A 20,965-nucleotide genomic window follows, 5' to 3' on the forward strand; every position below is an offset into this window, starting at 1 on the left:
ATGCCCCAGGTACGCCGACGGCGTCCCGACCCCCGGCCCGGTGACGTCACCCGGGCCGGGGGTCCCGGCAGGTCCGGGGGCCGGGACGGCTCCGCGGCCGGCCGGCTGCGCGCCGCCGCCCTGCCGCTGGCCGTGCCGCTCGCCGGGGCGATCGGCGCCCGGTACCTCTGGTCCCGCGATCCGCACCTGCCCGGGCAGCTGCTGCCGTTCTGCCCCTGGCGCCGGCTGACCGGCCTGTTTTGCCCCGGCTGCGGCGCCACCAGGATGACCTACGACCTGCTGCACGGTGACCTCGCGGCGGCCTGGGCGGACAACGCCGCGCTGCTGCTCACCCTTCCGCTGCTCGCGGTGCTCTACGCGAACTGGCTCCGGCACGGTCTGGCCGGACGGCGCTTCCGGGTCCGGCTCGGCCCGCGCGGCTCGGCCGCCGTCCTGACCGTCGCGGTGCTCTGGACGGTCGGGCGCAACCTCGGGTGACTGTCCGGACTCCGGACTGCGTTCGAACTGGTGCACGGAAAAGGCCCAGGAGAATGGGGGTGTTGTCCGGTTTTGCGCGCCGTTCGATAACAGATCTTGCCCGAATTTTGGACAGACCCTTTCGCAGCGTGCCTCTCTTTCACTACTTTCTCCCCACGCTCTCTCGAACGACCCACCCCACCCCGAGACGGGCACCGCAGGACTGTCCGTTCGTCGACGACGCCGACGGACAGCTCCAGGGCGGACACCCCACCTGCGCGTAGCACCCGGACCGCCGGGTCAGGCCCCGGCCTGCCCGGAAGCCGGTGACCGCCGCAGAAAGGAACGCGCGTCGTGACTGCCGAGACCTCCCAGACCCTGGACCGTGGCGTCCGGGTCCTCAAACTGCTGGCCGACTCCGAGCGCGGCCTGACGGTCACCGAGCTGGCGGCCCGCCTGGCCGTCAACCGGACGGTCGTCTACCGGCTGCTGGCCACCCTGGAGCAGCACGGGCTGGTCCGCCGCGACATCGGCGGCCGGGCCCGGGTCGGCCTCGGCGTGCTGCGGCTGGCCCACCGGGTGCACCCGCTGCTCCGGGAGGCCGCGCTGCCCGCGCTGCGCAGCCTGGCCGAGGATCTCGGTGCCACCGCCCACCTGACCCTGGTCGACGGCGCCGAGGCGCTCGCGGTGGCCGTGGTGGAGCCGAGCTGGACCGACTTCCACGTCGCGTACCGGACCGGCCTGCGGCACCCGCTGGACGAGAGCGCGGCCGGCCGGGCGATCCTGGAGGCCCGGAACTTCCCCGGCCAGCGGCGCCCCGAGCAGGGCTTCGTGATCACCCGGGCGGAGGAGCAGTCCGGCGCCAGCGGTGCGGCGGCGGCGCTGCTCGGGCTGAGCGGGATCGAGGGCAGCGTCGGCGTGGTGATGCTGAACGGGCTGGTGCCCGAGCGGGTCGGCCCCCGGGTGGTGGAGGCGGCGACCGAGGTGGCCGACGCCCTCCGGTAGTCGGTGCCGCCGCCCGGCGGGGTCGCCCCGTACGATTCCGGTGTGTCCGATGCGAAGCTGCCCCCGGTGCTGACCCGTCCGAAGACCCGTGCGCTCACCCTGTGCGGGGTGCTGGTCGCGGCGCTGTTCGGCACGGCGGCCTTCGTGCCGCTGCCGTTCACCCTGACCATGCCGGGGACCACGGCGGACGTGCTCGGCTCGTACGAGGGTCAGCCGGTGCTGACCGTCACCGGGGCGCCGGTCCGGCAGACCGCCGGGCAGCTGCGGATGGTGACCATCTCGGCGACCAACCCGGGCGAGCGGACCGGCCTGTTCACCGCGCTGGGCGCCTGGCTGAACCCGGACGAGGCGGTGCTGCCGTCCGAGGCGGTCTACCCGCAGCGGGATCCGGTCAAGGCCGAGCAGGTGACGGCGGAGCAGATGACGGAGTCCCAGGACAGTGCCACCGTCGCGGCGTTGAAGTACCTGAAGCTGTCGCCGAGCCAGGTGAAGGTGAAGGTCGACCTGGGCTCGATCGGCGGCCCGAGCGCGGGCCAGCTGCTGGCGCTGGGCATCGTCGACAAGCTGGCGGGCGACGGCAAGGGCGGCGACCTGTCCGGCGGCCGGGTGATCGCGGGGACCGGGACCATCGACGACGAGGGCAACATCGGCGCGGTCGGCGGTGTGCCGCTGAAGACCCGGGCGGCCGCCCGGGACGGCGCGACCGTCTTCCTGGTGCCGAGGAGCGAGTGCTCGTCGGCCGAGGTGAACACCCCGGCCGGACTGCGGCTGGTGCCGGTGGAGACCCTGGCGGGCGCGGTCGCTGCTCTGACCGCTCTGAACACCGGTGGTACGGTGCCCGCCTGCTGACGCCCCGTCGGGACGCGGATACCCGGGTGGCTCGTGGAGGCCGGGCGCGGCCCCGTTCGCCCGGCCGTCAGGCCGCCCTTCCGGCGGCCGGGTCGGCTCAGACCGGTGCGGTCACAGCCCGAAGGCGATCGACGCGAAGTCGTCGCTCAGTCTGGTCCGCAGCTGTGCGGCGATCTGCGGTAACCGGTGCGCCTGGGTCATCGGCAGCGAGACCGAGACGGCGGCCAGCCCGCTGCCGGCCACGATCGGCACCGCCGCCGCCGCGGTGCCGAGCACGAACTCCTGGTACTGGGTGATCGGCGCGGCCCGCTGCGGCCCCTGCCGGGGCAGCAGCGGCAGCTGGGCCGGGTCGCGCAGGGTGTACGGGGTGAAGGCGACCATCGGGTACCTGGTCAGGTAGGACCGCCGCTCCTCGGCGGACATCAGGGCCAGCAGGGTCTTGCCGGCCGAGGTGGCGTGCGCGGCGGCCGGGAAGTCCCGCGGGTCGACGGTGGGGGCGCCCGGCGCGGACTGGGCCGCGACCAGCACCATCTCGCCCCGGTGGTACCTGGACAGGTAGACGGCGGCGGCCAGGTCGTCGCTGAGCCGCCGCAGCAGCCGGTCCAGCCGCCGCTGTCCGGCGGCCGGGCTCTCCTCCCGGCTGAGCCCGGCGACCGCAGGGCCGGTCAGGTAGCGGCCCTCCCGGCGTTCCAGGTAGCAGTCGTGCACCAGGGTGCGGAGCAGGTGGTACGCGGTGCCCAGGGCCAGCCCGGTGTCCCGGGCCAGCTGCTTGGCGGTGGCGCCGCGCGGATAGCGGGCGACCGCCTCCAGCAGGCGCAGCGCGCGCTGGGCGGAGGCGATCAGGGTCGGCGGAGCGCCGACGGCCGGGCTCACCGGGCCCCTCCGGCCGGGCGGGGCCCGGGGGCTGACGAGGCGTGAGCCGGCGGGTGGTCAGATGTCGTCATCGGTCTCATGACTGTGATCTTTACGCGCACGAGCCGCTGGCATATGCCAAATCGGGCCCGTGTTGCCGACCCGCGGACTCACTCCCGGGCGGCCTGCTCCACCAGCGGCATGATCCGGAACGGCACCGGATTCTCCAGCGCGATCGCGGTCGAGGCCCGGACGATCCCGTCGAAACCCACCACCCGGTCGATCACCCGCTGGAGGTCGGCGTTCGACCGGGCCACGATCCGGACCAGCATGTCCCCCTGCCCGGTGATGGTGTGCAGCTCCAGCACCTCGGGCACCGAGGTCAGATGGGCCCGGACGTCCACCCCCTGGCCCTGCGAGATCTCCAGGGTGGCGAAGGCGGTGACCGGGTAGCCGATCGCCGCCGGGTCCACCTGGGGGCCGAAGCCGCCGATCACGCCCCGGGCCTGCAACCGGTCCAGCCGGGCCTGCACGGTGCCCCGGGCGACCTGGAGCCGGCGGGAGCACTCCAGCACCCCGATCCGGGGCTCCTCGCTGAGAAGTCTGATCAACTTGCCGTCCAGCGCGTCGATCGCGTCGTTCGGGGTGTGCACGGGGGCTCCGTTCGATGGGCAATCTGTCCAGCCACGCCTGTCATTGTCCGGCCCGGTCGCGCAGCTTGCCCAGCGGAAATCGGAACAGTTGCGCAACGCCGGTCCGGGCGGCACGCTCCCTCCACCGCCTCGTGGTGCGGGCCCCCACACCGCGCCACGAGGCCAACCGGGGAGGTTCTCGTTGACCGACGGCTCGACTGCAGCGCTCGCCCTCCACCCGGACGAGACCGGTCCGCTCCCGGCCCTGCGCACCGACGCGGTGCTCGCCGTCCGGGACGCCCGCCGCACCGCCCGCTACTACTGCGCCGCGCTGGCCATGCGGTGCACCGCGTACGCCGGACCGGAGACCGGCCGGCCGGACACCCTCTCCTTCGTGCTGGAGTCCGGCTCCACCCGACTGGTCGTCAGCTCCGCGCTGCACCCCTTCACCGAGCGGGCCGAACGGATCGCCCGGCACGTCGCCCGGCACGGCGACACCATCCTCGACCTGGTCATCGAAGTGCCCGACGCTTACGCCGCGTACGACTACGCGGTCGACCGCGGCGCCCTCTCGGTGGCCGAACCGCAGGAGCTCACCGACCGCTACGGCACCGTCGTGCTGGCCACCCTGGGCACCCCGGGGCCGTCCCACCACCTGCTGGTCGAGCGCACCGCCTACCCCGGGCCCTACCTGCCCGGCTACCTCACGCCGCCGCCGGGCATCCTGGGCTGAGCGCCGCTCCGGGGGACTGCGGGTCAGCGCACCACCGTCTGCACGTCGGGGTGGTGGCCGTTCCAGGTGGCGAAGACCGAGTTGGTGCTGCCGTCCCTGGAGAAGTCCACCCGGAGCCACTGGTCGCCCTGCCAGAGCTGCATCTGCCAACCCTGGTCCGGGGTCGCGGACACCAGCTCGGCGCTGGTCGGCTGCATGTCCAGCGCGACCCGCCCGCCGGGGACCCGGAAGCTCTTCACCGAGGCGGTCGGGGTGGCGGCGGGCACGGCCTTCTTGCTCGGCCTGGCCGCCGGGGAGGTCACCGGGGTGGTCGCGGCCGTCGGCGCCGGGCCGGACGAGCCGGCGGCGGGGCTCGGCACGGCCGCGGGCGGCACCGGAACTGACGCCGCGTCGGACGGTGCGTCGGAGGTCCGGGCCGCCGCCGAGGGCAGCGGCAGGGCCGAGGGCTGCTCGAACGCGGCGTCGGTCAGCACCGCGTGCACGCCGAGCCAGGACAGCGCCACCGCTGCCCCCGTGGCCGCCGTCCAGGCGCCGAGCTGTACCAGTCCGTTCCGCATCGCGTGCACATCCTGCCGTACCGTCGTGATCGGTAGGAGTGCAGGTCAGCGAATCGGCAGGGAAGTTGCACAAATGACACCGGGGCGGTCGCGGAACGTCCTGGAACCGCCCCGAGGTACAGACCAATCCACCCGAATGGCGTACCCTGCGGCCCCATGGCAACAGTGCTCGTGGTCGAGGACGACCCTTTCGTACGCTCCGCCCTCATCCGGCACCTGGCCGAGTCGGGCCACGCGGTCCGCAGCGTCGGCACCGCGTTGGAAGCCCTCCGCGAGGTCGCCCAGGTCGGCTGCGACCTGGTGATCCTCGACCTCGGCCTGCCCGACCTGGACGGCAGCGAGGCGCTCAAGATGATCCGGGGGCTGACCAACGTCCCGGTGATCATCTCCACCGCCCGGGACGACGAGGCCGAGATCGTCCGGCTGCTCAACGACGGTGCGGACGACTACCTGGTGAAGCCGTTCTCGGTCGAGCACCTGACGGCCCGGATGGCCGCCGTGCTGCGCCGCTTCGGCGGCGGCACCGCCCCGGTCGCCCAGGTGCTCCGGGTCGGCGGGCTGGCCATCGACGCCCAGCGCCGGGAGGCCGTACTGGACGACCGGCCGCTGGACCTGACCCGGCGTGAGTTCGACCTGCTCGCCTTCCTGGCCGCCAGGCCGGGTGTGGTGGTGCCGCGCAAGGAGATCCTGGCCGAGGTCTGGCGGCAGACCTACGGCGGCGACCAGACCATCGACGTGCACCTGTCCTGGCTGCGCCGGAAGCTCGGCGAGACCGCCTCCAAGCCGCGCTACCTGCACACCGTCCGGGGCGTCGGGGTCCGGTTGGAGGCCCCGGCGCCGGGGCTCGAGGCCGGGGGGCCGACGTGAGGCGGCGCAGCCGGGCCGCCGGGGATGACGCCGAGGCCGCCGGTGGCGTCGGGCGGAGCGGGCACTCGCTGCGCTGGGCGCTGATCAAGGCGGCGGTGGCGGGGACCACGATGGTCGCGCTGGCCTTCCTGATCCCGCTCGGCCTGATGGTCCAACAGACCGCCAGGGACCGCGCCTTCGTCTCGGCCGAACGCCAGGCGGCCGCGCTCGGACCGGCCCTGGCGATCACCACCGAACAGGACGCCATCGCCCGCGCGCTGGCCAGCACCGACGCGGGCGCGCAGGAGAAGATGGCCGTCCACCTCCCGATCACCGGCTTCGGCCCCGGCACCGTGGTCGGCCACGGCCGGGCCTCCCAGCTCGCGGTCGGCACGGCGGCCGGCCAGGGCCAGTCCTTCATCGACCGGGCCCCGGGCGGCTTCGTCCTGCTGCAGCCGGTCGCGGTGGACGCCCAGCGGGTCGCCGTGGTCGAGGTGTACGTCGCCGGGGGAGACCTCACCCGAGGGGTGGCCACCGCCTGGCTGGTGCTCTCGCTGGTCGCGCTCGCCCTGGTGGCCATCTCGGTGCTGGTGGCGGACCGGATGGGCGCCCGGATCGTCGGCTCCGCCCGTCGGCTGGCCACCGCCGCCCGCTCGCTCGGCAGCGGCAACCTCGCCGTCCGGGTCCCGGTCGAGGGCCGGCAGGCCGACGGCGCCCCCGAGGAACTCCGGGAGGCCGCCTTGGCCTTCAACGCGATGGCCGACCGGGTGGTCCACCTGCTGGCCGCCGAACGCGAACTCGCCGCCGACCTCTCGCACCGCCTGCGCACCCCCCTGACGGTCCTTCGGCTGAACACCGCCTCGCTCGGCACCGGCGACGCGGTCGACGCCACCCGGCACGCCGTGGCCCAACTGGAGCGCGAGGTGGACCAGATCATCCGCACCGCGCGCCGCTCGCCCGAGGACGTCCCCTCGGTGGCGTTCGGCTGCGACGCCGCCGAGGTGATCCGGGACCGGGTCGGCTTCTGGTCCGCCCTGGCCGAGGACGAGGGCCGCCGCTGGCAGCTGGCCGGCGCCGAGGGCACCGCACCCGTACCGGTCCAGCGCGGTGACCTGGCGGCCGCCGTGGACGCGCTGCTCGGCAACGTCTTCCGGCACACCGCCGTCGGCACCGCCTTCTCGGTCGACGTCCTGGTCACCGAAGGCTCCGTGATCGTCCTGGTCGGCGACGCCGGCCCCGGCTTCGCCAACCCCGACGCCGCCCTCCGCCGCGGCGAGGGCCAGGGCGGCGAGGGCTCCACCGGCCTCGGCCTCGACATCGTCCGCAAGCTCGCCGAAACCACCGGCGGGGACCTCGCCCTGGGCCGCTCCGCAGTCCTCGGCGGCGCCGAACTCCGGCTCCGCCTGGAGACCCGCCCCGCGCTGCCCCGGCTCTCCCGCAAACGCCGCTGACGCACCCTCCGGGGGCTCGGGGCTCTGTTGTTGTGCGGCTCCGCCCCGCGGGCGCCGTCGGCTTTTGGCAGGTGCTCAGCCCGCTACGTAGTCAGGGGCTCGGGGAACTGCGACGCCGGCCTCGTGCAAGGTGATCCGTCCGTGCGTGGTCAGGGACTTTCGCAGTGACCCGAACGCCAGCTCTCCTCGCAGTTCCCCGAGCCCCTGGGTGGTTGACCGTTGAGCGCCTGCCTATGGTGCAGCCCCGAGCCCCTGGGTGGTTGACCGTTGAGCGCCTGCCTATGGTGCAGCCCCGAGCCTCTGGGTGGTCGACCGTTGAGCGCCTGCCAGAGCGAAGCCTTAAGCGTTCCCTAACGGAGGTGTTGGGGTGGCTGAGGCGGCGTCCGGGGCCGGTGGGGCGGCGCTAGCGTCGGCCGGGCCGGTGGCGTGGGGCCCCGGTTGACGGTCACTCAGCCGGAGGTCTCTGCCCATGACGAACCAGCCCACCCGCCGCTCCGGGCACCGCCGCCGCAGCCGCAAGGGCACGGTGATCGGCGCCTCCGCCATCGCCACCGCGATCGTCGGCGGCGCCGTGGTGACCTTCGCCGCCTCCGCCAGCGCCGCGTCCCCGGGAGCGCTGTACAGCAGGACCAGCAGCTGGGAGACCGGCTACACGGGCCAGTACCTGGTGACCAACCCGGACAGCAAGGCGATCGACGGCTGGACCCTCAGCTTCGACCTCCCGGACGGCGCCCGGATCGACTCGCTCTGGAACGCCACCTTCACCGCCGCCGGCCGGCACGTCACCGTGAAGCCGCAGGACTGGGGCAAGCGGATCGAGCCGGGCAAGTCCCTGGACGTCGGCTTCGTGGTGCAGGGCAGCGGTGCGGCCCAGGCCGAGCCCGCCAACTGTCTGATCAACGACGCCCCGTGCAAGGCGGGCTCCACCACCCCGCCCACTCCCTCGGGCCGCCCGACCACCGCAGGCCCGAGTACGACGCCGACCGCGTCCCCCACTCCCACCCCCACTCCCACCACCGCTCCCACCAGCGCAAAGCCCACTCCCACCGCGGCCCCGACCCCGACCCCGAGCGCGTCGGCCAGTACGCCGCCGCCGGTGCTGACGTCGGGTCACTTCGCGCCGTACGTGGACACCTCGCTCTACCCGCCGTTCGACCTTGTGGCCACCGCCAAGGCGACCGGCGTGAAGCACTACACCCTGGCCTTCGTGGTCTCCGGCGGCGGCTGCACCCCGAAGTGGGGTGGCGTCAGCGACCTGGCCACCGACGCGGTGGCCGCGCAGATCGGTGCCCTGCGGGCGCTCGGCGGCGACGTCCGGATCTCGTTCGGCGGGGCCAACGGCAGCGAGCTGGCCACGGCCTGCTCCTCGGTGGCCGAGCTGACGGCCGCGTACCAGAAGACCGTGGACGCGTACGGCGCGACCAGGGTGGACTTCGACGTCGAGGGCGGTGTGCTCGGCGACACCGCCGCCAACACCCGGCGGGCCCAGGCGATCGTCCAGCTGCAGAAGAACGCCGCCGCCAAGGGGAGGACCCTCGACGTCTCCTACACCCTGCCGGCCCTCCCCAGCGGCCTGACCCAGGACGGCGTGAACCTGGTCGGCAACGCCAAGAGCAACGGTGTGGCGATCGGTGCGGTGAACATCATGGCGATGGACTACGGCGACGGTGCCGCCCCGAACCCGCAGGGCCGGATGGGCAAGTACGCGATCGACGCGGCCACCGCGACCCAGGCACAGCTGAAGAGCGTGCTCGGCCTGGCCGACGCCGCTGCCTGGGCCAAGGTCGCGGTCACCCCGATGATCGGTGTGAACGACGTGGCCAGCGAGGTCTTCACGGTGGCCGACGCCACCCAGCTCGCCGAGTTCGCCAAGACCAAGCACCTGGCCTGGCTGGCGATGTGGTCCGGCACCCGGGACAAGGCCTGCGCGGGCGGGGCCAAGGCGTACGCCGACGCCAGTTGCAGCAGCATCGTCCAGCAGCCGCTGGACTTCACCCGGGCGTTCGGTGCCTACACGGGCTGACCTGTCCCGCCGGGGGCGCCGCCGACCGCTCGTCGGTCGCCGGCGCCCCCGGTCCGCGCTCGTCGTCCCGGCCCAGGTCCAGGCCCCGGGCGCGGACCCCGCCCGGATCGCCGGGATGCTGCCGAGTCGCGGGTTTCCGGTGGTCCGGTAAGGTCACTAGCTGGTCGACCTGCGGACGGAGCTAATACGTGACAACGGCGCAAGAGCAGCGCAGGGCCCCCCGGGAGCCCGCCCCCGCTGCCCCGGTCACGCCCGGACGTCGGGTGGCCACCGCCCTCGGTGCCCCCGTTCGCGCGCTTCGGGAGGCCCCCCGCCGTCCGCTGGCGATCGCCACGGCGGTGGCGCTGTTCTCGCTGCTGACGTACGCGACGGTGCGGCACTTCGTCGGCACCTCGATGGTCGACATGATCGTCTACCGGGCCGAGGGCGCCGCCGTCGCGAACGGCCAGGACCTGTACGGGCTCCGGGTGACCGAGTGGAACCTGCCCGCCACCTATCCGCCGTTCGCCGCGATGCTGTTCGTGCCGACCACCTGGTTCGGCATCGGGTTCCTGCGGGTGGCGATCACGGTCGGGAACGTCGCGCTGCTGGCCCTGTTCGCGCACCTGTCCTTCCGCCTGGTCGGCTGGCCCCGCCGGGACCTGCGCGCGGTCGGCGTGGTGTTGGTGGCCGGGCTCGGCGTCTGGCTGGAACCGGTCTTCACCACGCTCCGGTACGGGCAGATCAACCTGGCGCTGGCCTGCCTGGTCCTCTGGGACCTGACCCGCCCGGACTCCCGCCGCTCCAAGGGCGTGGCGATCGGCATCGCGGCCGGGATGAAGCTCACCCCCGGCCTGTTCGCGGTCTACCTGCTGGTCACCGGCCGGGTCAAGGCCGCCTTCGTGGCCGGGGCCACCTTCCTCGGCACCTTCCTGCTCGGCGCTCTGGTCCTCCCCGACGCGACCTGGGGCTTCTGGACCAAGTACCTCTACGACTCCTCGCGGGTCGGCAAGACCGAGATCGTCGACAACCAGTCGATCAGCGGCGCGGTCGCCCGGCTGCTGCACACGCCCCACCCGGGCATCGTCGCCACCGCGGTCGCGGCACTGGTCGCGATCGCCGGGCTGTCCACGGCGGCGTGGGCCTTCCGCAGTGCGCGCTGGCTGCCCCGGGCCGAAGCATGGGGTGTCTGCTGCGCGGCGGTCACGGCGGTGCTGATCTCGCCGATCAGCTGGACCCACCACTGGGTCTGGTGCGTGCCGGTGCTGGTGCTGCTGGCGGCCGAGGCCGCGCACGAGCGTTCCCGGCCGGCGGCGATCCGGCGGCTGCGGTGGCGGCCGATCTTCGCTGCCACGCTGCTCGCCTTCCTCAGCTTCGGCATGTGGGTCGTCCCGCACAAGGGTGATCTCGACCTTCACCTGTCGCCGCTGGCCCAGCTCCCGGCGGCGGTCTACCCGCTCACCGGACTGTGCTTCCTGGCGGTCGCCGCGCTGCGGATCCGCTCCCGGCGGCGGGCGGCGGGGGCGCCGCTGATCCGTCTGCCCCGGCAGCGCACGTCCGCCGAGGTGGCTGAGCCGCTGCGGCAGCGCTGAGGGGTGTCGGCGCCGGGGGTCACTCCGGCGGGGCCGCTGCTCAGGTCGGGGGGCTTGCGCGGGTTCGCGTCGGCGTTGACGTTCACGTCGGGGGCGGCGTTCACGTCGAGGACGGCATTCACGCTGGGGCAATGTTCACGTTCGGGGTGGCGTTCACGGCGGGGGCGAGGTTCACGCCTGAGTGGGCGTTCACCTCTCCGCTTATGTTCACGCGAGCAGTTCGGCCAGCGAGTGGTCGAGGTCCAGGGCCGCGAGCTCGGCGCCCGGCGGCACCAGGCGGTGCGCCCGCTCCAGCCAGGCCGCCACGGCGGGCAGCGGCGCCTCCAGGAGGGCGTCACCGGCCGGGGAGCTGAGCGCCATGCAGAGCACGCTGCGCCGCCCCGAGCGGGTCGGCCAGATCCGCACGTCCCCCTGACCGCACGGCCGGAAGGTTCCCTCGACCAGCAGCTCGCGGGCGAACACCCAGGTCACCGGGGTGCCGGTGTCCAGGTGGAAGGTGATGTGCACGGCGAACGGGTCGTGGCTGCCGTACGACAGCCGCGCCGGGACCGGGACGCTTCGCTCCGGGGACAGCACCAGGTTGAGTTCGAGTTCGTGCTCGATGACGCTCGTGGACCGCTCCATGACCAGGTTCCTCTCGGTGTCGTGGGCCCGCCTCCGAGCCCCTGCACCAGGAGAGAGTGAGCTCCGGCGAAGCTCTTACACGCTTTCGCCCGACGTCCTGGAATTGACCAACTGCCCGCCGTCGGGCCCTTGAGGCACTACCCTTTGTGACTGCTCGACGACTGTCCGCCCGCGCACGGGCGCTGACGGGCCGTCCGCTCCACGGTGCTGCCAGGAAAGAGACCCCCATGACGGATCGGCCCCTCGCCGGTGACCTGGACACAGCCCTCGACCCGGCGCCGGGCTACTACCCCGACCCGTCCGTACCCGGCTTCGTCCGCTACTGGGGCGGCTCCGCCTGGGTGCCGGGCACCAGTCGCCCGGCCCCGCCCGCCGGTGAATCGCTGCTGCCGCCCCGGGGGGCCACCCCTCGGGCGCCCGACACGTTCGCCCCGGCCGCGCCGCCGCCCCGGCCCGTGGTCCGGGCGCACGCGCGGGTGGAGCCACCGCAGTCGGTGCCGTCCGTCCGGTCCGATCCGTCGATGCGGTCGGGTCCGATCGCCGAGGAGACCGGACCGGTCTTCTTCGATCAGACCACCGGCGGCGCGTCCTTCACGCTCGCACCGTATGCGGAGCGGGAGTTGCAGCAGACCGTCCAGGAGCCGCCGGCGGTCACCGCCTGGCAGGCCACGCCGACCCCGCAGCCCGAGGTGGTCTCCTGGGGCGCACCCGCCACGACCCTTCCCACGTCGACCCCGCCCCCGGTTGCTGCTGCCCCGGCCCCAGCCCCGTCCCCGGAACGGACGATTCAGCCGACGGCGGCAGCGACCCGCCCGGCCGCCGTACCGCCGCCTGCCGTGGCACGGACGCCGACCGTGGCGAAGGCGCCCGCACCCGGACGGGCGCCCGTCGCCAGCACACGGCCGCCCGCGCAGCGCCGCCCCGCCGCCCGCAAGCCGCCGGCCCCGCTCCCCGCCGGTCTCGGCCGCCGCGCGGTGGCCCGGCTGATCGACACGGTGGCGCTCGCCCTGGTCGCCGTCGCGGCGGGGGTGCCGATCATCGGCTCGGTGATCGCCCACGTCCAGGACAAGGTCACGCAGGCCAAGCTGACGACTGTGGGCCACGAAGGCCGCCAGGTACGGGTCTGGCTAGTGGACGGGTTCGTGCTCGGCCGGGTGGGCGCACTGCTCGGCATCCTGGTCCTGGCCGCGCTGCTCTACGAGGTGCTGCCGGTCGCAAGGACCGGCCAGACCTTCGGCAAGCGCCTGGTCGGTATCCGGGTCGCCGACCTGACGCGCGCCGCCCTCGCGCCGACGTTCGGCCGTTCGGCGCTGCGGTGGCTGGTCCGGCAACTGGCGGTGCTCTCGCTGGTCGGGGTGCTGGCGCCGCTGCGGGACCGGACCGCCCGGCGTGGTTGGCCGGACCGGGCGGCGCGCACCCGGGTGGTGCGCGCCTGACCGGTCCTCAGTGCGCCGCAGGGGGTGGCCCGATGGGGCAAAACGGACTAAATATCCCAACATCGTAGTATCCGTGATGTTCTACTCGGTTCATGAGCACCCATGACCCTTCGTCAGACCCCGCGCCGGAGGGGGGCGACAAGCCCTCGTTCGACAAGCAACCCCCGCAGTCGGGTGGGCCGCAGGGTGCGCCGTCCGATCCGTACGGCGCACCGCCCCCGCCTCCGTCGGCCGCCGACCCCTACGGCACACCGCCGCCCTCCGGCAGCCCGTACGGCGCACCCGGCCCGTACGGTGCGCCCGGCTCGTACGGGGCGCCCGGTGGCTACGACGGGACCCCGTACGGCGTGCCGCCCCCGCCGCCCGCCCCCGGCGTCCCGTACCAGGCGGGCGCCGGCCCGGTCCCCGGGATGCCGCCGCTCGGTGGCTGGGGGGCCAGGATCGTGGCCCGCCTGATCGACTTCCTGCTGGTCCAGGCGGTCGCGGTGGTGGTGGTGCTCCCGTTCGCCAACCTCGGCGACCAGAACGGCTGGGTCGGTGCGGCCTGGCTCGGCTACGCCCTCTACCTGGTCTACGAGGGCATCATGCTCAGCCGGGACGGTCAGACCTTCGGCAAGAAGCTGATGAAGATCCGGGTCGCGATGCTGATCGACGGCAGCGCCCCGCCCAGCGGCGCGGCCTGGACCCGGGCGGCGGCCTTCGTGCTCCCGGCGGTGATCTGCTGCGGTGGACTGTGGTGGCCGGTGGACGGGCTGTTCGGTGTCTTCGACAAGCCGTACCGCCAGTGCCTCCACGACAAGGCCGCCAAGACCGTGGTGGTCTCGACGGTCTGAGCGCGCTTCAGGGCCCGTGAGCGGCGGTATGTCGGCTCACGGGCCCCGCTGCGTCCGTCGACGCCGGTGCGTCAGCGGTGCGCCGCGTATTCGGGGGTGTTCGCCGGGCGGGCCTGCGGCTGGTGCGGTGCGGCGGCCCGCCGCTGGGCCGCGACGGTCACCAGCAGCGCGGTGGACAGGGTGCCGAGCGCCACCGCGAAGGCGACCAGCACCGCGATCTCGAACACCCCCCGCGACCCGGAGACGGCGAGCAGCACTGCGGCCGCGGCCACCATGGTCAGGGTGCCGGTGGTGAGTTGGGCGATGGTGGGACGCGACATGACGGGACCGTCCTTCGCATGAGCCGTGCGCTGCCGGGGGAGAGAGCCTTGCCTTACCACGGTGTACCCCGCGCTCGGCCCGGACAAGTACGCCTTCGGCCGACAACGGGGGCGCACGGGCTCACTCGGCTCATCGGCTCCTGGGTACGGTGGCATCGAACAGCCGTAGTCGTCTGGGGGAAGTCCATGCCCGTGCCCGCCGATTGGCCCACCACCGAGGCCGAGGCCCTCGCCGTGCAGCAACGCCTGCGCGGCCTGGTCGAACCGTCCGGCCCCGTCCCGGCCGCCGACGCCCTGGTCGCCGGCGTGGACGTGGCCTACGACGACGACCGGGACGTGGTGGTCGCGGCGGCGGTCCTGCTCTCCCTGCCCACCCTGACCGTGGTGGAGGAGACCACCGCGACCGGGCGGATCAGCTTCCCGTACGTCCCCGGCCTGCTCGCCTTCCGCGAACTCCCCACCGTGCTGGACGCCCTGGCCGGTCTCCGGCACACCCCCGACCTGGTGGTCTGCGACGGGTACGGCCTCGCCCACCCACGCCGCCTCGGGCTCGCCAGCCACCTGGGCGTGCTCACCGGCCTCCGTACGCTCGGCGTCGCCAAGACGCCGTTCACCTTCGTGTTCGACCAGCCCGGTGCGGAGCGGGGTGCCACCGCGCCGCTGCTCGACCCCGAGACGGGTGAGGAGGTCGGTGCCGCCCTCCGCACCCGCGCAGGCACCAAGCCGGTCTTCGTCTCGGTCGGCCACCGCATCGGCCTGGCCGAATCCGTGGCCACCACCCTCGACCTGACGGCCGGCTACCGCCAGCCGGAGACGACCCGCCGGGCCGACGCACTCTGCCGACGGGCGCTGGCCGCGGCCGTGTCCTGATTCGGTACCAATCGCTCGCGCACCGTCACGTCGCCGTTCAGGCCGACAGCCGTATGTGTTAGACATGAGGGTTGTAGGCCCGTGTCCTCAAGACCGGGTCGTACCGGAACAGTTGATACCAGGGCATACCAGTCCAGCCCTGGCTCCATGGGGGAGGACAGTCGTGAGCACGGGGAACGGTGGCGGTGCCGGCTACCGCGTCGAGGTCGACAACCTACGGGCGTTCGCGTCGCAGGTACGGGGGCTGCTGGACGAGTTCCAGGCCCGTGCGGACGGCAGCCGAACGCACGGGCAGAGCGGGGTCGGTCGGTCGGCCTTCGGGACGTTTCCTGAGGCGCAGGCGCTGTTCGACAAGTACGAGACGATGCGGGACAGCCTCCGCGACGTCATGAACTTTCTCCAGGACGCCATCGACGAGGCTCAACGCAAAGCGGACCTCACCGCTGGCAACTATGAGGAGCAGGAGCTTGAGACCACCCGTGGTCTCAAGCTGAACTCGGATGGTTGGTCGGTCGGCAGCACCACGAGCACGCAGGTCGGTTACAACTCATCAACTTCGCGCTCCAGTGCCCCTCAGCCGAATCCCAACCCGCCTAGCGGAGCGGCCCCGGCAGGCAGCGGCGAACCTCAGTCAACATGGTGAGCACCCCAGCATCCAGCATTTTCCGGCGGACAGGAGGCACCCACTCGTGAGCGAGTACACCAACTTCAATGGCTACAGCCATGGCGATCTCCGCCGCATGGTCGGGAGCATGGATTCTGGCGGCATCATGTCTGCAGCTGACCCTTGGCGGCGGGCCAGTGACACTCTCAAGCAGATTCGAACTTCCCTGACCACTGCATCGTCGGATGCCACCACGACATGGGAAGGTTCCAGCAGCGAAGCGTTTCAAACCAGGATGACAAAGCTCGCGACAAGCATCAACAACGTTGCGGCTTATGCAAATGACGCTGCTGTCACCCTTGAGTTGATGTCGGGCGCCATCGATGAAGCCAAGCGCACGATGCCGGAGGAGCCCGGCTTCTGGTCCAAGGCGGCCGATGCCATCGGTGACACAGCCGCATCTGCCACGGGCACCGACAACGAAGACACCAGGACTGCCGTCACTGACGAGAAGAAGGCTCAGGCAGTTGCGGTCATGAACCTTCTGGCAACTCGCTACCGCACGGCAACCGACTACCTGAAGCCGCCATCCCGCGGGCGAGTTGAAGACTGGGACTCCATCCCGCCTCCGGACTCGTCCGGGCCAGCAGTTCTCAGCAGTCTGATCATGGGCACTGGTTTGGGTTTTGCTGGCGCGAACAGCGGGGGCGGAGCTTCGGTCAAGACTCGGGCGACCGGGTCAGTGAGTCCTCCTGGTGTCCAGCCGCCGAAGAAGGCTCAACCCAGTGGTCCTACGGATCCGGGGATCAAGGGTGGTACTGCGAATCCGCCTCCGAAGCCGCAGTCTCCGGCGCCGTTCGGATCAGGTACTGGTATTGACGGAGTTGCCGTCGGCCCGAAGCCGGCGGGTAGCGCTTCTGCTCCATCCACAGGCCACAGCGCCGGTCCGGGAACGGGAGCAGGTCCGACAGGCAACCTTGGCGGTTCTGGAGTCATTGGTGGGTCCTCAGGTGGAACACCTAAGGGGTCCTCAGGAGGGTTCAACGGAACACGTGGATCAGGCGACTCTGACTTCCGGCGGGCGACCGCAGGGTCTGCGGGCAGAGGGAGCGGCGCGTTTGGCGCTTCGGGGATGCAAGGCGCAGGTGCCGGTGGATCAGGCAGCGGCGGGTCTTCCGGCGGAGCAGGGTCGAGTGCAGCTCGGCGGGCAGGTGGCACGGAAGGCGCGGTCGGCTCGGGAGCCGGTGGGCGCGGGGCATTCACCGAAGGTGGATCAGGTCTCGGCCGTGGTCGCGCGCAGGCAGGTCAGGCTGCTGGTGCCTCGGGCGGCGGCATGCCCGGCACTGCGCAGTCAGGCAAGAAGGACAAGGACAAGAACGGGAAGCGTCGCCCGGACTTTCTCGTCGAGGACGAGGAAACGTGGGCAGTCGGGCAGCCGACCAATCCCAACGTTGTGGAGTAAAGCAAGAAGGTGACGGGATGGGCAGGGGCGCAGCACCCTGCCCATCCTCAGAGTGGCGCACATTTTTCCATTGAGTGGAGTGACGAGGGTTTATGACCAGTCGGCAGATCCGGGGAGCAACAGTACTCGTTCTGGGATCACTCCTATGGGGTACCGTCTCCGGACCAGCTGCTGCTGACAACATCCGCGCTGGGCAGTGGGCGATCGCCAAGCTTGACGCCGAGGCTAAGGTGTGGCCGATCAGCCAGGGCGAGAATGTCATCGTGGCGGTAATCGACAGTGGCGTTGCCGCGGGTCACCAAGACCTCACGGGGCAGATCCTGCCTGGCATCGACCTCTCCGGAGGACAAAGTGACGGGCGAGTTGACACGAATGGCCACGGAACGGCCATGGCAAGCCTGATCGCTGCCCGAGGCCACGGGAATCAGGAAGGTGTAATCGGCCTTGCCCCTAAGGCCAAGATCCTTCCCGTGAAAATCGCGATTACGGCTTCGGGGGAAACGGGTGAAGGCGAGAAGGACCGCTTGGCTGAGGGGATCCGGTTCGCTGTTGACCATGGTGCCAAGGTAATCAACATGTCCTTCACCGGCGGAGCGCTCGATGATGTGCGCCAAGCCATCAAGTACGCCGTTGACAAGGACGTCGTACTGGTAGGAGGAGCCGGAAACCTTGGGAACCATGACACGCCGGTGAGCTACCCGGCGGCTGTGCCCGGCGTTGTGGCTGTAGGTGCTGTCGATAAAACGGGGAAGGTTTGGGACAAGTCGAACAAGGGTCCCGAGTTGACGCTCGTGGCCCCCGGGGTGGAGATCTACTCTGCTGACTTCGCCTCGCCGACCGGATATCACTCCGGGAACGGCACGTCCGACGCGACTGCCTATGTCTCCGCGATTGCGGCGCTGGTGCGATCGAAGTATCCGGAACTGTCGGCCGGTCAGGTCATCAACCGGCTGATCAAATCGGCGGTGATGCCCGAGGGGCAGAAGCAGCCGAACGACAGTTACGGCTACGGGATCGCGTCGGCGCAGAAGGCGTTGGCCGCCAACCCTGCCGTGGACAACGGCCCGAAGGAGAACCCGCTGCTGTCGCGGCCCGAGTCGCAGCGTCAGCCGGAGGGATCCTCGGCCTCCCCGCAGCCGTCCGCTCCGGCCGACGGGAGTACGGCCGGTGGCAACCAGGCGGCGGCACCGAAGAGTCAGAGTGACGGCGGGATCCCGGTGTTTGTCTGGGCGATCGTCGGGCTGTTGGCCGTTGTGGTGGTCGGCGGCGTGATCGTGCTGGCCCGGCGGAACAAGGGTGGGGGTAGTGGTCAGCCGCCGTACGGCGGTGGAGGTGGGGGCGGTGCGCCGCAGCAGCAGTTCCCGCAGTATCCACCGCAGCAGCCGTACGGTGCACCGCAGTCGCCCCAGCCCCCGTACGGGGGTCAGCAGCCTCCGCAGCAGCCGTACCCGCCGCAGCCCGGCGGTGGGGGCAACCCTTACCGCTGACACGCCCACGAATGGCGGACAATCCCCGTTCGGGGTGCGGCCCTTCGGGTACTGATGGCCAGTCAGTCATGCCATCGCACCCGAAGGGCCGTCCCGTTATGCGCAGTCGCAGTCACACGTACAGCCGCCGTCTGAAGTCCGTCCTGCCGGTGCTCCTGCTCGCGGTGAGTCTGGCCGCCCCGGGGGTGGCGGCGGCCGAGGGGAGTGAGGGGCATCCGCCGGCCAATGCCGAGGAGGCGAAGGTCTGTTCGGATCTGCTGGGGTGGGCACAGGCGCTCGTGGGGCTGCCGGCCACGTCCGTCGAGTCGACCTGCACGGTCAAGTAGCGGCGGGTGTCGGGGTGGCCGCTCGGTGTTCGGTGGACAGGGCGGCCATCAGCAGGGTGTCGTGCCAGTGGCCGTCCCAGTGGTGGGACTCGCGGAGGCGGCCTTCGAGGGTGAAGCCGGCCTTCTGGTAAGCGCGTTGGGCCCGGGGGTTGAGGTCGTAGACCTCCAGGTGGACGCGGTGCAGGCCGATGGCGGTGAAGGCGTGGTCGAGCAGCAGGCCGATGGCCTCGGTGCCGGGGCCCCGGCCGGTGGCGGTCGGGACCAGGGCGATCCGGAAGGCGGCGGACCGGTTGTCGCGGTCCAGGTCGATCAGGGCGAGCTCGCCCAGGTAGCCGCCGTCCAGGTCCTCGACCGCGAGGTCGAGGCGGTCGGGCTGGTCGGCGCGGGTGGTGCACCACTCCTCGATCTCGGCGAGGGTGAACTCCCGCCGGGCGCCGGTGAGTCGGCGGATCTCGGGGTCCTGGGTGGCGTGCCAGAAGTGCTCGGCGTGCCGGACGGTGAGCGGGACCAGGCGGAGGTGTCGGCCGGTCAGCGTCGGCTTGGGCAGGAGGGCTGCGTCGTTGATCACCGGGCAGTTCTACCTACGGTAGGGCGTCGGCGCCACCGGAAATCGGTTGCCGCCGCCGGGAGAATGGCGGCATGAGCACCGCACCCCTGAACTGGCAGATCTCGCTGACGGCCGTGGACCACCCGGACGCGGCGACGGTCCTGTACGAGTACGTCGACGAGCTCGCCAGCCGTTACTACGGGCGCCCGGCGACCCATGCGGAGATCACCCGGGTACTGGGCGACGGGGCGGATCTGCGGGAGCCCCGGGGAGCCCTGCTGGTGGCGCGGGACGGGGCCGAGCCGGTCGGCTGCGTGGGGCTGCGCCGGGAGGGGGCGGGCCTGGCCGAGGGTGAGGCGGAGCTGACCCGGATGTACGTCCGGAAGGCGGCCCGCCGGGGCGGGGCGGGGGCCCGGCTGGTGGGTGCGGCCGAGGAGTTGGCCCGGATGCACGGGGCGGGGCTGGTCCGGCTGAACAGCCGGAAGGACCTGGTCGAGGCGATCGGGCTGTACCGCAGCCTCGGGTACCGGCCGACCGATCCGTACGGGGACGACCCGTACGCGGAGGTCTGGTTCGCCAAGGCACTCGGCTGACCAGGTCCGTTCCGGAAACGGTTCGCCTCCGGCGGCTGCGCGGGGCAGACTGCCGGGGTGATCATTCGTGAGGCGACCGCGGCCGACTGGCCCGCCATCTGGCCCTTCCTGCACCGGATCGTCGCCGCCGGCGACACCTTCACCTGGCCCCGGGACATCTCCGAGGAACTGGCCCGGGAGATCTGGATGAAGCGGCCGCCGGGCCGGACGGTGGTCGCGGTGGCGGCGGACGGCACGGTGCTGGGCAGCGCCGAGACGCACCCCAACCAGATGGGTCCGGGTTCGCACATCGCCAACGCCGGGTTCATGGTGGACGCCGCGCACGGGGGCAAGGGGGTCGGCCGGGCGCTCTGCGCGCACGTGATCGAGCAGGCCGGGGCGGACGGCTACCGGGCGATCCAGTACAACGCGGTGGTGTCGACCAACACCCGGGCGGTGGAGCTGTGGAAGTCGTTCGGGTTCACGGTGCTGGCTGCCGTGCCGGAAGGCTTCCTGCACCCCGAACTCGGCTACGTCGACCTGCTGGTGATGTACCTCCCGCTCGCCGGCGCTGAAGGGCCCGAAGGGGCCGAGGCAGCCGGGTCGGTCGGCTGAGGCGGCGGGATCCCGGCGTTCGGTTACTGCCGAACTCCTGCCCATCGTCGCGCAGTTGGCCCTGGCCTTCGCAGCGGTGGGCGTCGCCCGATGGCAGCGCACCGGCGACCGCGGCGACGGCGCCGGGTTCACGGTCGGGCCGTTCGCCCGGTACCCGGTGCACCCCCACCTGTACGACGTCACGGCCGGCCTGCCGGGCCTAGGCCGTGTTTTAGGAAGCGCGGGCGGCCATCCACTTGGTGAGGTCGCCCGTGATGCGGTCGGTGCTGGTCTCGACGGTCACGTCGTGTTCGC

At 72.2% G+C, this 20,965-nt stretch carries 23 protein-coding genes and 1 pseudogene; 18 read left to right on the forward strand and 6 right to left on the reverse strand.

The annotated features are described in order from the left end of the window. The 3 genes from ACIRPK_RS28460 to ACIRPK_RS28470 all read left to right on the forward strand — a co-directional run bounded on the left by ACIRPK_RS28460 (window position 1) and on the right by ACIRPK_RS28470 (window position 2,310). Entirely contained in the window at window positions 1-477 is a 477-nt protein-coding gene (locus ACIRPK_RS28460; protein WP_403043380.1) for a DUF2752 domain-containing protein, read from the forward strand. 333 nt (window positions 478-810) lie between these two features. Further along, entirely contained in the window at window positions 811-1,461 is a 651-nt protein-coding gene (locus ACIRPK_RS28465; RefSeq protein WP_057237549.1) for an IclR family transcriptional regulator, read from the forward strand. Between the two features lie 42 nt (window positions 1,462-1,503). Further along, window positions 1,504-2,310: a hypothetical protein gene (locus ACIRPK_RS28470; protein WP_403043383.1), complete on the forward strand. Its 807-nt coding sequence runs from the start codon at window positions 1,504-1,506 to the stop codon at window positions 2,308-2,310. Window positions 2,311-2,421: 111 nt separating this feature from the next. Here ACIRPK_RS28470 and ACIRPK_RS28475 read toward each other — a convergent pair whose 3' ends face one another. Next, window positions 2,422-3,183, reverse strand: a complete 762-nt coding sequence (locus ACIRPK_RS28475) for an IclR family transcriptional regulator (RefSeq protein ID WP_403043386.1) — start codon at window positions 3,181-3,183, stop codon at window positions 2,422-2,424. Between the two features lie 149 nt (window positions 3,184-3,332). Further along, window positions 3,333-3,815, reverse strand: coding sequence for an Lrp/AsnC family transcriptional regulator (locus ACIRPK_RS28480; protein WP_403043389.1), 483 nt, complete (start codon window positions 3,813-3,815; stop codon window positions 3,333-3,335). A gap of 181 nt (window positions 3,816-3,996) precedes the next feature. On the opposite strand from ACIRPK_RS28480, the gene ACIRPK_RS28485 reads away from it, so the two are divergent. After that, on the forward strand, window positions 3,997-4,527 hold the full coding sequence (locus ACIRPK_RS28485; RefSeq protein WP_403043390.1) for a VOC family protein: 531 nt from the start codon (window positions 3,997-3,999) through the stop codon (window positions 4,525-4,527). A 23-nt stretch (window positions 4,528-4,550) separates the two neighbouring features. Here the strand turns inward: ACIRPK_RS28485 and ACIRPK_RS28490 are convergent, their stop codons facing one another. After that, window positions 4,551-5,084: a hypothetical protein gene (locus tag ACIRPK_RS28490; RefSeq protein WP_403043393.1), complete on the reverse strand. Its 534-nt coding sequence runs from the start codon at window positions 5,082-5,084 to the stop codon at window positions 4,551-4,553. A 156-nt stretch (window positions 5,085-5,240) separates the two neighbouring features. Here ACIRPK_RS28490 and ACIRPK_RS28495 point away from each other — a divergent pair, with 156 nt between their 5' ends. The 4 genes from ACIRPK_RS28495 to ACIRPK_RS28510 all read left to right on the forward strand — a co-directional run bounded on the left by ACIRPK_RS28495 (window position 5,241) and on the right by ACIRPK_RS28510 (window position 10,975). Continuing rightward, window positions 5,241-5,951: a response regulator transcription factor gene (locus ACIRPK_RS28495; protein WP_403043395.1), complete on the forward strand. Its 711-nt coding sequence runs from the start codon at window positions 5,241-5,243 to the stop codon at window positions 5,949-5,951. A 68-nt stretch (window positions 5,952-6,019) separates the two neighbouring features. Next, a complete protein-coding gene (locus ACIRPK_RS28500) occupies window positions 6,020-7,381 on the forward strand; it encodes a sensor histidine kinase (protein WP_403043443.1) in 1,362 nt (453 codons plus the stop codon). A 469-nt stretch (window positions 7,382-7,850) separates the two neighbouring features. Beyond that, window positions 7,851-9,404 (forward strand): cellulose binding domain-containing protein, encoded by a 1,554-nt coding sequence (locus ACIRPK_RS28505; protein WP_403043397.1) that lies wholly within the window; start codon window positions 7,851-7,853, stop codon window positions 9,402-9,404. 188 nt (window positions 9,405-9,592) lie between these two features. Next, a complete protein-coding gene (locus tag ACIRPK_RS28510; protein WP_403043399.1) occupies window positions 9,593-10,975 on the forward strand; it encodes a glycosyltransferase 87 family protein in 1,383 nt (460 codons plus the stop codon). A 207-nt stretch (window positions 10,976-11,182) separates the two neighbouring features. Here the strand turns inward: ACIRPK_RS28510 and ACIRPK_RS28515 are convergent, their stop codons facing one another. Next, window positions 11,183-11,599, reverse strand: coding sequence for an SsgA family sporulation/cell division regulator (locus ACIRPK_RS28515; protein ID WP_057237567.1), 417 nt, complete (start codon window positions 11,597-11,599; stop codon window positions 11,183-11,185). A gap of 227 nt (window positions 11,600-11,826) precedes the next feature. Here ACIRPK_RS28515 and ACIRPK_RS28520 point away from each other — a divergent pair, with 227 nt between their 5' ends. Both ACIRPK_RS28520 and ACIRPK_RS28525 read left to right on the forward strand, forming a co-directional pair. Further along, a complete protein-coding gene (locus tag ACIRPK_RS28520; RefSeq protein WP_403043402.1) occupies window positions 11,827-13,035 on the forward strand; it encodes an RDD family protein in 1,209 nt (402 codons plus the stop codon). Window positions 13,036-13,127: 92 nt separating this feature from the next. Next, window positions 13,128-13,868 (forward strand): RDD family protein, encoded by a 741-nt coding sequence (locus tag ACIRPK_RS28525; protein WP_403043405.1) that lies wholly within the window; start codon window positions 13,128-13,130, stop codon window positions 13,866-13,868. A gap of 71 nt (window positions 13,869-13,939) precedes the next feature. Here the strand turns inward: ACIRPK_RS28525 and ACIRPK_RS28530 are convergent, their stop codons facing one another. Further along, a complete protein-coding gene (locus tag ACIRPK_RS28530; protein WP_403043406.1) occupies window positions 13,940-14,188 on the reverse strand; it encodes a hypothetical protein in 249 nt (82 codons plus the stop codon). A gap of 186 nt (window positions 14,189-14,374) precedes the next feature. On the opposite strand from ACIRPK_RS28530, the gene ACIRPK_RS28535 reads away from it, so the two are divergent. The 5 genes from ACIRPK_RS28535 (at window position 14,375) to ACIRPK_RS28555 (ending at window position 18,937) form a co-directional block, all read left to right on the forward strand. After that, window positions 14,375-15,058 (forward strand): endonuclease V, encoded by a 684-nt coding sequence (locus ACIRPK_RS28535; RefSeq protein WP_403043409.1) that lies wholly within the window; start codon window positions 14,375-14,377, stop codon window positions 15,056-15,058. Window positions 15,059-15,221: 163 nt separating this feature from the next. Continuing rightward, window positions 15,222-15,701 carry a hypothetical protein gene (locus tag ACIRPK_RS28540; protein WP_403043411.1) on the forward strand — a complete coding sequence of 160 codons (480 nt, stop codon included), beginning with the start codon at window positions 15,222-15,224 and terminating at the stop codon, window positions 15,699-15,701. 46 nt (window positions 15,702-15,747) lie between these two features. After that, complete coding sequence (locus tag ACIRPK_RS28545) at window positions 15,748-17,124, forward strand: WXG100 family type VII secretion target (protein WP_403043414.1); 1,377 nt, start codon at window positions 15,748-15,750, stop codon at window positions 17,122-17,124. A gap of 92 nt (window positions 17,125-17,216) precedes the next feature. Beyond that, window positions 17,217-18,611, forward strand: coding sequence for a type VII secretion-associated serine protease mycosin (gene mycP, locus ACIRPK_RS28550; RefSeq protein ID WP_403043417.1), 1,395 nt, complete (start codon window positions 17,217-17,219; stop codon window positions 18,609-18,611). 98 nt (window positions 18,612-18,709) lie between these two features. Then, complete coding sequence (locus ACIRPK_RS28555; RefSeq protein WP_403043419.1) at window positions 18,710-18,937, forward strand: hypothetical protein; 228 nt, start codon at window positions 18,710-18,712, stop codon at window positions 18,935-18,937. Here the strand turns inward: ACIRPK_RS28555 and ACIRPK_RS28560 are convergent. Then, window positions 18,930-19,505: a GNAT family N-acetyltransferase gene (locus tag ACIRPK_RS28560; RefSeq protein WP_403043422.1), complete on the reverse strand. Its 576-nt coding sequence runs from the start codon at window positions 19,503-19,505 to the stop codon at window positions 18,930-18,932. The two genes, ACIRPK_RS28555 and ACIRPK_RS28560, sit on opposite strands and share 8 nt — an antisense overlap. A gap of 71 nt (window positions 19,506-19,576) precedes the next feature. Between ACIRPK_RS28560 and ACIRPK_RS28565 the strand changes: the two genes are divergently transcribed. The 3 genes and pseudogenes from ACIRPK_RS28565 to ACIRPK_RS28575 form a co-directional block, all read left to right on the forward strand. Then, window positions 19,577-20,077 carry a GNAT family N-acetyltransferase gene (locus ACIRPK_RS28565; RefSeq protein WP_403043425.1) on the forward strand — a complete coding sequence of 167 codons (501 nt, stop codon included), beginning with the start codon at window positions 19,577-19,579 and terminating at the stop codon, window positions 20,075-20,077. 57 nt (window positions 20,078-20,134) lie between these two features. Further along, complete coding sequence (locus ACIRPK_RS28570) at window positions 20,135-20,671, forward strand: GNAT family N-acetyltransferase (RefSeq protein WP_403043428.1); 537 nt, start codon at window positions 20,135-20,137, stop codon at window positions 20,669-20,671. A gap of 55 nt (window positions 20,672-20,726) precedes the next feature. Next, window positions 20,727-20,965 (forward strand): annotated as a pseudogene (locus ACIRPK_RS28575) (hypothetical protein); the annotation flags it as partial.

Source organism: Kitasatospora sp. NPDC101801 (genome assembly GCF_044766665.1).
Taxonomy (GTDB): domain Bacteria; phylum Actinomycetota; class Actinomycetes; order Streptomycetales; family Streptomycetaceae; genus Kitasatospora.